Source organism: Polaribacter sp. ALD11 (assembly GCF_002831685.1).
Classification (GTDB): Bacteria; Bacteroidota; Bacteroidia; order Flavobacteriales; family Flavobacteriaceae; genus Polaribacter.
Window position 1 is genome coordinate 2,601,161 of sequence record NZ_CP025119.1, and the last position, 13,746, is coordinate 2,614,906.

Below are 13,746 nucleotides of genomic sequence, written 5' to 3' on the forward strand. Positions count from 1 at the left end.
ATTTTTGATAGATGAAAATAGAAGTCCTTCTTTTTGGTATTACTTCAGATTTAATTGGTGAAACGCAGCTAAATGTTGAGTTAGAAAACTTAATTTCTGTAGCTGATTTTAAATCGGTTTTAAAAGAAAAATATCCGCAGTTGAAAAATATCAATTCGTATGCAATTGCAGTAAATGAAGCTTATGCCGAAGATCAATTGTTTTTAAAAGAAGATGATGTGGTGGCTATAATTCCGCCAGTTAGTGGTGGGTAATTTTTTTAATTGATACAAAAAAAAACACGTTTTATAGAACGTGTTTCTTTATTTTCTGCGTGCCAATGTGTTTAGTTTTTTAAGAACAATAGACTCGAAAATTCTTAAAAAATAATAATTTATTAGTATTTTTATCTGTAAAATGTTGCGTGTTGATAGTTTTTAAGCAGTTGCCTTTTTACTAAAATATTTTTTATCAACATAAAAAGTACCAAAAGGAATTATAGAAGCAACTAAAACAACTGCTAAGGTTTTATTGTTCCAATTCATTTCTTTTTTGATAAGAATTGCCAAAACAACATATAGCATAAATAAAATTCCGTGTGGCATTCCTAGCATCTTTACATAAGAAGCATCTCCCTGAAAATATTTAATTGGTGTAGCTATAAAAAGTAACAATAAGTAAGAGGTTCCTTCTAAAAGGCTGATAATTCTAAAGATATTTTTCATTTTTTTTATCTAATTAGTCATTGCGAATTTACGAAGCAATCTGCTGATTGAAGGAGTGGTTCCTTGGTTAGAACTTCCTCGTAATGACGTTTCATTTTATAATTACAAAAATACAAAATTGTTTCCCTATTTTTGTTGAACAATGCAGAGAACTTCCATAAAAATTACTTCAGAAAAATTAGATTTAAATGAGTGCTACAGTTTTGTAGAGGATGATGCTTGTGGCGGAATTACTGCATTTGTAGGAACTGTTAGAAACAATACACAAGGTAAAGAGGTAACACAATTAGATTTTTCGACTTACAAACCAATGGCAATTAAAGAAATGCAAAAAATTGCAGATTTGGCTTTGGTGAAATTTGATATTAAAAAAATAGCCGTTCATCATGCAGAAGGAATGTTGCAAATTGGCGAAATTCCTGTAATAATTACCGTTTCTTCTAAACACAGAAAAGCAGCTTTTGAAGCATGTGAATTTGCCATAGATATGTTAAAAGAAACTGTACCTATCTGGAAAAAAGAACATTTTTCTGATGGTGAGGTTTGGGTAAACGCACATCCGTAGGTTTAGTTGGTTGTTTTCAGTTGACGGTTGAATATGCATAACCGCAAAAAAAACTGAAAACGGTTACTCTAAACTGCTAACTACTTTTCTGCTCTGTAGCCACAAGTAAAATTGTACTCCAAATAATACTGCGCCAGCTAATAAATGCGTGGCTTGTGTACCTAAAGGAAATTCTGCATAATACATTAACATACCCGTAATAGTTTCTAGGAAGATTAAAAAGAGAATCCAGTTTACTAAATTGTAGCCTAAATTTTTAATTTGATTGATGTAGAACATTCCTAAGTTTACCAAGACAATTGCAATGGTAAAAGATCTATGAAAATAGAATTTAAAACTAGGATTCATTAAGCTGTAATCTTTGTTTTCGAAGCCAAATAGTTTTACTTGCTCGTCTATAAATTGTCTTACTTGCGTTCCTAATGCAATTTGTATCAATGAAAAAAGGACAGAAATAATCAATAATTTATTAAAAACGGCATTGTATTTAAACGTTGGCTTTTTATCAGAAACAATAAACTTCAACCATAATAAAAGTGCAATAATTATAAGGCCAACCACCATGTGAATGGTAATAATTGCAGGTGTTAAATTAGAGTCTACTACGGTTTTGCCTAACCAGGCTTCGAAAAGCATTAAAAAGAAGGCAGTATAAGCCAAAATTGGAATTCTCTTATCAGTTTTTCTGAGCTTAAAAGCACCATAAATTAGGAATAGAAAGACAAAACCAGCTAAAACAGAGGCTAATCTATTGATGTATTCCGTCCAAGTATGATACTTGTTAAATTTATTGTAATCGTGCTTTGTGTAGTTTGCCCAGTTTTTAGCGTTGAAGTTTGCTTCCGTTTTTAAATCGTGTTCAGCAACAAACAAAACTTCATCTTTAATAATAATAAAACCTTCCTTATATATAGTGTTTGGTTTCCATGTAATTTGTTCTTCAGAAGTTGGTGGAATGTAATAGCCAAAACATTTTGGCCAATCTGGACAACCCATTCCAGAACCTGTCATTCTAACAACAGAACCTGCTAAAAATATTAAATAAACAGAAATAATAGCTATTTGTACTATTTGTGGAAACCTATTTTTCATCAGAAAAAACTTTTTGTAAAGATACTTCAAAAATAAACCGTCTAAAAGTTTTTAAGCAGTCTTCTCTTATCTGTAAAAATTCTAAATAAAGCAAGTTTTTGTGTAAATAAAAATTGTTTTTCAAGTTTACTTCATAACCTAATTTTTATTTTTTTTGATAGAAATTTTTATAAAAACAAGGTTTTAAGAATGTCAACAGTAGCAGTAACTTAGGTGTTTTTAGGGTTTTAAAATATTGATTATCATTTATTTGAAAAATCGTTCATTTTTTGGAATATTGGAAAAATTAGTGCTATTGTTAAAAACTTCAAGGGATTTGTGAATAACTATGACTTTCATTTTGGAACAAAAAAGCCAATCTTTGTAGAAGTCGTTCTTAACGATTAATTAACATTCAAAATAACACCAACTTACTGTGGAAATTACGCAAATAATTAAAAGAGACTCTGAAACTACCCTTTTCGAGCTAGAGAAAATTACCAACGCTATCGAAAAAGCAATGATTACTGTAAGTCATGGTACTAGACAAGATGCTATTGCAATTTCAAACATTGTAAATGGTACTTTATTAGAGAGAAAATTAAATGAGCCAGATTATACGCCCACAGTAGAACAGGTTCAAGATATTGTAGAATATAAATTAATGGACAGTCCTTTTCATGATGTTGCGAAGGCTTACATTTTATATAGAGATGAACAAACTAGAAGTAGAAAAAGCAATATTTTTGAAAAGAGATTAAATCTAAAGCCATACGATTATCCTGCTTTGGGTGAATATGTAGATGCTATTAGACACTCTTATTGGATTCATACAGAATTTAATTATACAAGCGATATACAAGATTTTAAGACGTCTCTTACACCTGTCGAAAAAAATGCCATAAAGAATACGATGTTGGCTATTTCTCAAATTGAGGTTGCAGTAAAAACTTTTTGGGGAGATATTTATAAGAAGATGCCAAAGCCAGAAATTGGTTCGGTTGGTGCTACGTTTGCAGAAAGTGAAGTGCGCCATCATGATGCGTATTCGCATTTATTAGAAATTTTAGGGTTAAATAATGAGTTTAAAAACTTAAGAAAAAACCCTGTAATTATGAAACGTGTTAATTACTTAGAATTAGCCTTAAAAAACGTAAACAGCGAAAACAATAAAGATTTTTCAGAGTCTATTATTTTATTTTCTTTATTTATAGAGCATGTATCTTTATTTTCTCAGTTTCTTATTATTATGGCTTTTAATAAGCATAAGAATGTATTAAAAGGAATTTCTAATGTAGTAGAGGCAACTTCTAAAGAAGAACAAATTCATGGAGATTTCGGTATCGATCTTATCAAAATTATAAAAGAAGAAAACCCAGAATGGTTCGATGAAGAGCATAGTTTATTAGTGCAAGAAACGTGTAAAGAAGCATTTCTTTCTGAAAGCAAACTAATCGATTGGATTTTCGAAGAAGGAGAATTAGATTTCTTACCTAAAGAAGTAATTAAAGAATTTATAAAAAATAGATTTAACAATTCGTTAACAAGTATTGGTGTTACAAAAATATTTGATGTTGATGAGGCTTTATTGTCTCAAACAGATTGGTTTGATGATGAAATTATTGGAACCAAACATGGCGATTTCTTTGTGAAAAGATCTATTAATTATAGTAAAAGAACTAAAAGTATAACCAGCGACGACTTATTTTAAATATATGAACCTAAACGACCTTAAGACCACCGAACTTACCGAACACGAAAAATTAATTCAAGCAAGAAATATTTCTAGAGAGAAAATGCTTAAAGATAAAAATGAACCAGAAATTGAATGGCTAACAGACAATAGTCGTAAATTTTTAGAATCTGGGTATTTAACAGGAGATACAACACCAGAAGAAAGAATACGTGAAATTGCAGACAATGCAGAACGTATTTTAAAAATGGATGGTTTTTCTGATAAATTTTATAAATATATGGCAGCGGGTTATTTCTCTTTGTCATCACCAGTTTGGTCTAATTTCGGAAAGAAAAGAGGTTTGCCTATTAGTTGTTTTGGTTCGCACGTGGCAGATGATATGGGAGATATTTTATTCTCACAATCGGAAGTTGGTATGATGTCTAAGTTAGGTGGAGGAACGTCTGGTTATTTCGGTAAATTACGCCAAAGAGGGGCAGATGTTAAAAATAATGGTTCTTCGTCTGGTTCTGTTCACATTATGCAGTTGTTTGAAAAAATGGTTGATGTTGTAAGTCAAGGTTCGGTAAGACGTGGAAGATTCTCGCCATACTTACCAGTAGATCATGAAGATATTAAAGAGTTTTTAGAAATAGGAACAGAAGGAAACCCAATACAAGAACTAACGCATGGTGTTACTGTAAGTGATGAGTGGATGCAAGCCATGATTGATGGTGATGTAGAAAAAAGAGGTATTTGGGCAAAAATATTACAAAGAAGAGGAGAGATAGGATATCCTTATATTCTTTTTAGAGACAATGCAAACAACGGAACGGTAGATGTTTACAAAGACAAAAACCACGAAATTTATGCAAGTAACTTGTGTACAGAAATTATGTTACCGTCTAATGAAGACTGGTCTTTTGTTTGTTGTTTATCATCAATTAACTTGGTGCATTACGACAAATGGAAAGATACAGATGCAGTAGAAACATTGACGTACTTTTTAGATGCAGTAATGCAAGAATTTATCAATAAATTGGAAGTGTACAGAGATTCTCCAGATAGAGATGATCAGTTTACATTCCGTTTTATGGAAAAAGCATATAATTTTGCAAAAGATAACAGAGCTTTAGGTTTAGGTGCTTTAGGATGGCATTCTTTATTACAATCTAAAATGTTGGCATTTGATAGTCCAGAAGCGTATGATTTAAATAGTGAAATCTTTAAAGTAATTAAAGAAAGATCTTACAAAGCATCTGAAGAAATGGCTAAAATGTATGGTGAACCAGCAGTTTTAAAAGGATACGGAAGACGTAATACAACGTTAAACGCAATTGCACCAACAACATCATCTGCATTTATTTTAGGACAAGTATCACAAGGTATCGAGCCAATTTGGTCTAACATTTATGTAAAAGATATTGCGAAGATAAAAACGACAATTAAGAATCCTATTTTAGAAAAGCTTTTAGAAGAAAAAGGGCATAATACATTAGATGTTTGGAAAAGCATTAGAGACAATGATGGTTCTGTACAACATTTAGATATTTTAACAGAAGCAGAGAAAGATGTATTTAAAACCTATTCAGAAATAGATCAAAAAGTAATTGTTTATCAAGCGGCAAATAGACAAAACCATATAGATCAAGGACAATCTATAAATATAATGGTGCACCCAGATATGCCAATTAAAGAAGTAAACGATGTATATATTACGGCATGGAAATTAGGTGTAAAATCGATGTATTACCAACACAGTATGAATGCTGCTCAGAAATTTAAACAAAAGAAAGACTGTTTAAATTGTGAAGGATAATCGTTTCGATTATTTTTTATTAAAAGTTAATAAAAAGAGAAGTTGAAAGGCTTCTCTTTTTTTTTGTATTTTGGAACTTCAATGGAAACCAACAGAATAGAGTATAAAAAGGAGTTGACCCACTTTATAGAAAAAGAAATTATTGCATTTCTTAACTATAAAGAAGGCGGAATTATTTATGTAGGTATTGATGATGAAGGAAATACCATTGGTTTGCAAAATGCAGATAAAGATGCTTTAATATTAAAAGATAAAATAAAAAATAATATAAGTCCTTCTGTAATGGGGCTATTTGACATCATTGTTGAAGAAAAAGAGGGCAAATCTATTATAAAAATTATTTTAGCAAGTGGTTCAGAAAAACCTTATTATTTTAGGAAATATGGAATGACTCCAAAAGGAAGTTTTATTAGAATAGGAACCTCAGCAGAACAATTATCACAGGTAAATATTGATAATTTATTTTTTAGAAGAACAAGAAACTCTATCAGTAATATAAAATCTAATATTCAAGAATTATCTTTTAGTCAGTTAAAAATATATTACGAAGAAATAGATGTAAACCTTCCAAAGCAATTTGCACAAAATTTAGAACTTTTAACAGAAGATAAAAAATACAATTACGTAGCGTATTTACTTTCAGATAAAAATAATTTATCTTTTAAGGTTGCTAAATACTTAACAAAAGACCGTACAAATCTTATAGAAAGTAATGAATACGGTTATGAATCTTTAATAAAAGCAACAAAACAGGTTTTAGATAAATTAGCGTTAGAAAATTCAACATTTACTAAAATAACAGCAAAAGAAAGAGAGCAACACCAGCTTTGGAACTCAATAGCAATTCGAGAAGCAGTTATTAATGCTTTTGTGCACAATGATTACAGCAAAGAAGTATCGCCAAAATTTGAATTATTTTCAGACAGACTCGAGATAACATCTGCAGGTGGTTTACCCGAAGGATTAAATGAAATAGAGTTTTTTGAAGGATTTTCTGTACCAAGAAATAAACAATTAATTAGAGTTTATAAAGATTTAAAATTAGTTGAACAATTAGGTTCTGGGATTCCAAGAATTCTTGATTATTACAGTAAAAAATGTTTTATTTTTTCTGATAATTTTCTTAGAATGACATTTTCTTACAGTAAAAATTTAGGTGGTCAGATAGGTGGTCAGATAGGTGGTCAGATAGGTGAAGAAATAAAAAAAATAACGGATAGACAAAAAGAAATTTTAAACCTTATAAAAAATGACAATAAAATAAGCAGATTAAAGATTTCTAAAAAGTTAAATATTAATGAATCTGCAATTCAAAAGCACTTAACCTTTTTAAAAAAAGAAGGTTATATTATTAGAATTGATGGAAGTAGAGGTTATTGGAAATTAAAATTAAAATTAAAAGAATAATAAGTAATGAACTGGGAACAACTCCTTTCTTTAAAACGCTTTGGCGACACACAAAAACGCGAAAGAATAGCACAAGACGAAACTCGTTTGGGTTTCGATGTAGATTTCGATAGAATTATATTTTCTTCTGCATTTAGAAGCTTACAAGACAAAACACAAGTAATTCCGTTATCTGAAACCGATTTTGTACACACGCGTTTAACGCACAGCTTAGAGGTTTCTGTAGTGGGTAGAACTTTGGGTAGAAGAGTTGGTAAAGTATTGCTAGAACGTCATCCAAACTTACAAGAATTAGGATATACTTTTAACGATTTTGGTGCCATTGTAGGTACTGCTTCTTTAATGCACGATATTGGGAATCCGCCTTTTGGGCATTCTGGTGAAAAAGCAATTGGCGAGTATTTTAAAACAGGAAATGGCGCAAAATACAAAGAACAACTTACTATAAAAGAATATCAAGATCTAGTAGATTTTGAAGGAAATGCAAACGGATTCAAGATTTTAACCGAATCTAGAGCCGGTATTTCTGGCGGTTTAAGATTATCTTATGCAACCTTAGGAGCTTTTTTAAAATATCCAAAAGAGAGTCTTCCGAAGAAACCAACAAACCATGTTGTAGATAAAAAATACGGCTTTTTTCAATCAGAAAAACAAGCGTTTTTAGAGGTTGTAGAAGATTTAGGAATGTTGCAAAAATCTACAGAAGCTATTTCTTATTACAGACATCCTTTAGCTTATTTGGTAGAAGCTGCGGATGATATTTGTTACACAATTATCGATTTTGAAGACGGAATTAATTTAGGTTTAATTGATGAAGAATTCGCTTTAGAATACATGATTAAGTTAGTAAAAAATACCATTGATAGTAAAAAATACCATTCACTAAAACACACCACAGACAGAGTAAGTTATTTAAGAGCTTTGGCAATTGGAGTTTTAATAAATGAGGCTGTCGATATCTTTTTAGCAAATGAAGAAGCCATTTTAAACGGAACTTTCGAAAAATCGTTATTAAACAAGTGTAAATATGAGGCACAAATTAACGACATAATAAAGATTAGTATTGATAAAATATACAAAAGCACAGAAGTTGTAGAGAAAGAGGTGGCAGGTTATAGAATTATTGCAGACTTGTTAGATGTATTTGTTACTGCGCTTAATAATAAGTTCGATGGCAATCCGTCTAATTTTGATAGCTTAGTACTAAATTTATTACCTGAAGAATACAAAACGGAATCGGTTAATTTGTATGATAGAATTATGCAGGTTTGTAGTTATGTCTCTAGAATTTCAGATAGTTATGCAATACGAATGCATAAAAAATTAACAGGAAATATCAGGTAAAATTATTAATATTTATCAAATTCAGTCACTTTTTAAAGAAAATATAAAATATGAGTAAAAAACTATCTCTTTCTATTTTGGCTGTAGTTGCCATATTTGCAGTTGTTTTGATAAATAATAATAAAGAAACTGATTTTGAAAAAAAACAAAAAGAATATGCTGAGTATTTAGCAAATCATCCATATGCAAATAGAGCATTTTTAAGTAGAAAAGAGTTAAAGGCAACACCTAAAAAAGACCGCCCAGATTTAGCATTTGAGCAAGATTTTTTAAGAACAATGGATCCTAGTACCAAAAAATTACATCAAGATCGATTAGTAAAAGCTTTAAAATATGGAAAAAAGGTAAAGAGTGAAGTTGCTTTAAGTAAGAAAGCAGGAACTAATTTTAGTTGGGAGTCTAGAGGGCCAAAAAAAGTAGCGGGTAGAGTTAGAGCTTTAATGTTCGACCCAAATGATGCAACTAATAAAAGAGTTTTTGCTGGAGGAGTAAGTGGAGGTATTTGGAAAAATGAAGATATTACAAATGAAAATTCTGCTTGGAGTATGGTAAGTCCAGATATGTTAAACTTTGCAATTTCTGCAATGGATTATGATCCTGTGCAAAATAATACGTTTTATGTGGGTACTGGTGAAGGCTGGGGAAATGTAGATGCAGTAAATGGTGCAGGAATTTGGAAAACTATGGATGGTGGTGTCACCTGGAACAATCTTGCTTCTACAACTAATTTTGAATATGTGTATGATCTTGTCGTTAGAGATGAAGGTGGAGTGATAGGAGTAATATACGCTGCAATGCGAGATGTTGAAAATGCCCTGTCAGACGGTACAGATTTATTTAGATCTGTAGATGGTGGTACAACTTGGATGGTAGCATCTACAGAAGCAATTAGAGATTTAGAATTAGGAGCAGATAATAAAATATGGGCAGGAGATTCAAGAGGCTCTATATTTTCTTCTTCAAATGGTACAACCTTTACCTCTAAATATACAGCAGGATCCTTGAACTCTCCTGGTAGAGTTGAATTAGCTACAGCTCAATCTAATTCTAGTGTTGTGTATGCGTTAATCGTTTCACGCGTTTCAAATGGAAATAATACTGGAACTGTTCCTGGTTTGGGAGAAGTTGTTAAAACAAATGATGATGGAGTAACATGGACTAGTGTAGAAAAACCTTCTGACTCTTGGGATTATACAATACCAAATCATGATTTTACTCGTGGGCAAGCTTGGTATGACTTAATTATAAATATAAACCCTACAAATGAAAACGAAGTTTATGTAGGAGGTATAAATACTTTTAAAAGTTCTAATGGAGGAAGTTCATGGGTTAAGACATCTAGTTGGGAACTTTCTATTGACGATTCGGCAAGTTATGTTCACGCAGATATACATAATATAATATTTAGACCAAACCATAATGAATTACTTATAGCAACTGATGGAGGTATCTTTTATTCACCAAATAATTCCATTATTCATTTAGAAGGATCTATTGTTCCTAGAAACTTAAACTTTAACATCACGCAATTTTATTCTGCAGCAATAGACCCTATAAATGTAAATGGTTTTATAGGCGGTGCGCAAGATAATGGTACCAATTATATATATGAATCAGGAATAAGTAATTCTTTTGAAATATTAGGAGGAGATGGTGGTTTTAGTTTTATAGATCAAACGGCAAACGATGGTGTAGATGGTATTTATTATATTGCATCTACTCAGAATAATGTTTCGTATTTATATGATTACTCTAAACCAGAGGTAGATTATATTACTTTAATAGATAATGGTAAAAAAGGAAGTTTTATAAATGCGTCAGATTATGATGATGAGAACAATGTTTTTTATTCTTATGATGGACCAAATGAAATAACAAGAGCAAAATTAAAGCCAGATTATCAGGATCAAGGAAATAGAAGTAATTTTCTAGGAGAAAAAGATGTAATAAACGATTTTAAATTTTTTAGTGCAGAAGTAACTCATATTAGAGTCTCTCCTTATAATAAAGGTAAAAGGCAAGTGTTTTTTGGTACAAGTACAGGTAGGGTTTTAAGAATGGATGCAAATGATGATGTTTTTACGATATTAAATCAGCCTTCAGGAGTGTTTGGTAGTATTTCTTGCGTAGAGATTGGTGCATCAGATAATGAACTATTAATAACTTATTCTAATTATGGTGTAAAAAGTGTTTGGTATTCTACAGATGCTGGAACAACTTGGACAGATGTAGAGGGAAATTTACCAGATATTCCTGTTAGATGGTCTTTGTTTAATCCTTTAAATAGAAAAGAAGTAATTTTAGCAACTGAGGCTGGTATTTGGAAAACAAGTAATGTTACAGCAGCAACTGTTATTTGGGAACCTGCAAACTCTGGAATGGGAAATGTTAGAGTAGATATGCTACAACACAGAGCTTCAGATAATTTAGTCTTAGCAGCAACTCATGGTAGAGGTCTGTTTACAAGTAATTTTACAGATGGTACAGCTTCAGTAGACGATGTTTTAACAGATAATAAAACATTTACAGTATATCCAACAATTTCTAAAGGAAACTTTACTGTTTTCGCTAAAAGTTCTTTAGGGAAAGCGAAAGTGAGTGTTTTTGATATTTCTGGAAGACAAGTTTACGCAGCTAAACTAGATTTTAACTCTAATGAAAAACAAACGATTTCAATAAATGTAAGTTCAGGAATTTATATTGTGAATTTAGTTGATGAAAGCAATAAGAAATCTTCTAAAAAGATTATGATAGAGTAAATTACAAAACGTTAGTTCGAGCACAGTCAAGAACTCATCCGTTATAATAAAAAAGACACTTTAATTAGTGTCTTTTTATGTTTTAGAAAATAGGTTTGCTAAATTTTCAGCATCTAGACCTATTTTGTTTTGAAGTTGAGAAACACTTCCATGTTCTATAAAATTATCTGGAATACCTATTGTTTTTATTTTATGTAGATATTCGTTTTCTGAAGCAAATTCTAATATAGCAGTGCCAAAACCACCTTTTATAGTGCCATCTTCAACTGTGAAAATAGTTGTATGGTTTTTAAAGATAGCATGTAATAGTTTCTCATCTAAAGGTTTTACAAAACGCATATCAAAATGAGAAATTTTATCACTTTTTTCTGATAGATCAATAGCTTCAGAAACATTTTTAGAAATTGTACCAATAGACAAAATTGCTACTTTATTACCTTGCTTTAATTGAACTCCTTTTCCTATTTCAATCTTTTCAAAAGGTTGTTGCCAATCGATAATAGTTCCTGTTCCTCTTGGGTATCGAATTGCAATCGGATTTTTTAATCCTAATTGAGCAGTGTATAAAATATTACGCAACTCAATTTCATTTCTTGGTGCAAAAATAATTAAATTAGGAATACAGCGTAAATATGCCAAATCGAAAACACCGTGATGTGTAGCTCCGTCTTCACCAACTAAACCAGCTCTATCTAAACAAAAAATAACTGGCAAATTTTGAAGTGCAACATCATGAATTACCTGGTCATAAGCGCGTTGCAAAAATGTAGAATAAATATTGCAAAAGGGTATTAAACCCTGTGTTGCCATACCTGCTGCCAAAGTTACTGCATGTTGTTCTGCAATACCAACATCAAAAGTTCTTTTCGGAAACTTCTCGAGCATAAGTTTTAGAGAACTTCCTGTTAACATTGCAGGCGTAATGCCCACAATCTTATCGTTTTGTGAAGCTAATTCTACAATTGTTTTTCCAAAAACATCTTGGTATTTAGTATATAAACTTGCAGCTTTTGGTATGCGTTCTCCCGAAATTTTATCAAATTTACCAGGAGCATGATAGGTGACCTGATCTTCTTCTGCCTGTTGTAAACCTTTTCCTTTTGTAGTAATTACATGTAAAAACTTAGGACCTTTTACCGTTTTTAATCTTTCTAATTCAGATAGTACTTTCGGTAAATCATGTCCATCAATAGGACCAGAATAATCGAAATTTAAAGCTTTTATAATGTTATTTTGAATTGCTAACCTTTTGTTAGTCTTAACCTTCGTTAAATACTCTTTTAATGCACCAACAGAAAGATCTATTCCTATGGCATTGTCATTTAAAATAATAAGCAAGTTTGCGTTAGAAACGCCTGCATGGTTCAAGGCTTCAAAAGCCATTCCGCTTGCAATAGAAGCATCTCCAATAACGGCAATGTGTTGTTTTTCTGTTTCTCCTTTTAGGTTAGATGCAATTGCCATTCCTAGTGCAGCAGAAATAGAAGTTGAAGAATGGCCAACGCCAAAAGTATCAAATTCACTTTCTTTTCTTGAAGGAAATCCTGCAATGCCACCAAACTGTCTATTGGTGTGAAAAACATCTTTTCTTCCAGTAAGAATCTTATGTCCGTATGCTTGGTGTCCAACATCCCAAACTAATAAATCGTTAGGAGTGTCAAATAAATAATGAATTGCAATTGTAAGTTCTACAACACCTAGACTTGCACCTAAATGCCCTTCTTTGGTAGCAACAATATCAATAATAAATTTGCGTAAATCTTTTGCCAATTGCGGTAATTGAGCAGCACTTAACTTTCTTAAATCTTTTGGATTTGATATGTTGTCTAACAAGTTCTTCATTCGAATACAAAAATACAATATAAGTTTGTGTGTTCATAAAACAGATGGGTAATAAATACAGATCTATCGCAAATATTTTACTTAGTTTTGTCATTCATAATAATCACACATGATTCAACCTTTCGACGATATTTATTTTATGAAAAAAGCCTTTCAGGAAGCAGAAAATGCATTTGATAAAGGCGAGATCCCTGTCGGAGCAATTATTGTTTTGAAAGACCAGATAATAGCAAGAGCACACAATTTAACAGAAACATTAAATGATGTAACTGCGCATGCAGAAATGCAAGCATTTACTTCTGCAGCAGATTTTTTAGGCGGAAAATATTTAAAAGATTGTGTCTTATATGTAACATTAGAACCTTGCCAAATGTGTGCTGGTGCAAGTTATTGGACACAAATTGGTAAAATTGTTTACGGAGCAACAGAGTCAGAAAGGGGTTTTATCAATTTAAAAACAACACTTCACCCAAAAACAAAAGTAGTTGGCGGGATTTTAGAAAATGAATGTTCGCAACTTTTAAAGCGTTTTTTCGTTGAAAAACGTAATTTAAATTAAA

General features: G+C 31.3%; 11 protein-coding genes. 8 read left to right on the top strand and 3 right to left on the bottom strand.

Annotation, left to right across the window (positions count from 1 at the left end; all coding sequences use genetic code 11):
* Positions 1-11 precede the first annotated feature (11 nt).
* A complete protein-coding gene (locus CW731_RS11570) occupies positions 12-254 on the top strand; it encodes a MoaD/ThiS family protein (protein WP_100946879.1) in 243 nt (80 codons plus the stop codon).
* 162 nt (positions 255-416) lie between these two features.
* Here the strand turns inward: CW731_RS11570 and CW731_RS11575 are convergent, their stop codons facing one another.
* Positions 417-704 carry a DUF3817 domain-containing protein gene (locus CW731_RS11575; protein WP_100946880.1) on the bottom strand — a complete coding sequence of 96 codons (288 nt, stop codon included), beginning with the start codon at positions 702-704 and terminating at the stop codon, positions 417-419.
* A gap of 142 nt (positions 705-846) precedes the next feature.
* Between CW731_RS11575 and CW731_RS11580 the strand changes: the two genes are divergently transcribed.
* A complete protein-coding gene (locus CW731_RS11580) occupies positions 847-1,269 on the top strand; it encodes a molybdenum cofactor biosynthesis protein MoaE (RefSeq protein ID WP_100946881.1) in 423 nt (140 codons plus the stop codon).
* A gap of 63 nt (positions 1,270-1,332) precedes the next feature.
* Here CW731_RS11580 and CW731_RS11585 read toward each other — a convergent pair whose 3' ends face one another.
* Entirely contained in the window at positions 1,333-2,361 is a 1,029-nt protein-coding gene (locus CW731_RS11585) for a heme A synthase (RefSeq protein ID WP_100946882.1), read from the bottom strand.
* A gap of 415 nt (positions 2,362-2,776) precedes the next feature.
* Between CW731_RS11585 and CW731_RS11590 the strand changes: the two genes are divergently transcribed.
* The 5 genes from CW731_RS11590 (at position 2,777) to CW731_RS11610 (ending at position 11,344) form a co-directional block, all read left to right on the top strand.
* Positions 2,777-4,051, top strand: coding sequence for a ribonucleotide-diphosphate reductase subunit beta (locus tag CW731_RS11590; RefSeq protein WP_100946883.1), 1,275 nt, complete (start codon positions 2,777-2,779; stop codon positions 4,049-4,051).
* A gap of 4 nt (positions 4,052-4,055) precedes the next feature.
* Entirely contained in the window at positions 4,056-5,834 is a 1,779-nt protein-coding gene (locus tag CW731_RS11595; protein WP_100946884.1) for a ribonucleoside-diphosphate reductase subunit alpha, read from the top strand.
* 81 nt (positions 5,835-5,915) lie between these two features.
* Positions 5,916-7,241 (top strand): RNA-binding domain-containing protein, encoded by a 1,326-nt coding sequence (locus CW731_RS11600; RefSeq protein WP_100947696.1) that lies wholly within the window; start codon positions 5,916-5,918, stop codon positions 7,239-7,241.
* Between the two features lie 6 nt (positions 7,242-7,247).
* Positions 7,248-8,585, top strand: coding sequence for a deoxyguanosinetriphosphate triphosphohydrolase (locus CW731_RS11605; RefSeq protein WP_100946885.1), 1,338 nt, complete (start codon positions 7,248-7,250; stop codon positions 8,583-8,585).
* Positions 8,586-8,635: 50 nt separating this feature from the next.
* Positions 8,636-11,344: a T9SS type A sorting domain-containing protein gene (locus CW731_RS11610; RefSeq protein WP_100946886.1), complete on the top strand. Its 2,709-nt coding sequence runs from the start codon at positions 8,636-8,638 to the stop codon at positions 11,342-11,344.
* A 75-nt stretch (positions 11,345-11,419) separates the two neighbouring features.
* Here CW731_RS11610 and dxs read toward each other — a convergent pair whose 3' ends face one another.
* Entirely contained in the window at positions 11,420-13,186 is a 1,767-nt protein-coding gene (gene dxs / locus CW731_RS11615; RefSeq protein ID WP_100946887.1) for a 1-deoxy-D-xylulose-5-phosphate synthase, read from the bottom strand.
* A 109-nt stretch (positions 13,187-13,295) separates the two neighbouring features.
* Here dxs and CW731_RS11620 point away from each other — a divergent pair, with 109 nt between their 5' ends.
* Positions 13,296-13,745 carry a nucleoside deaminase gene (locus CW731_RS11620; RefSeq protein ID WP_100946888.1) on the top strand — a complete coding sequence of 150 codons (450 nt, stop codon included), beginning with the start codon at positions 13,296-13,298 and terminating at the stop codon, positions 13,743-13,745.
* Position 13,746 lies beyond the last annotated feature (1 nt).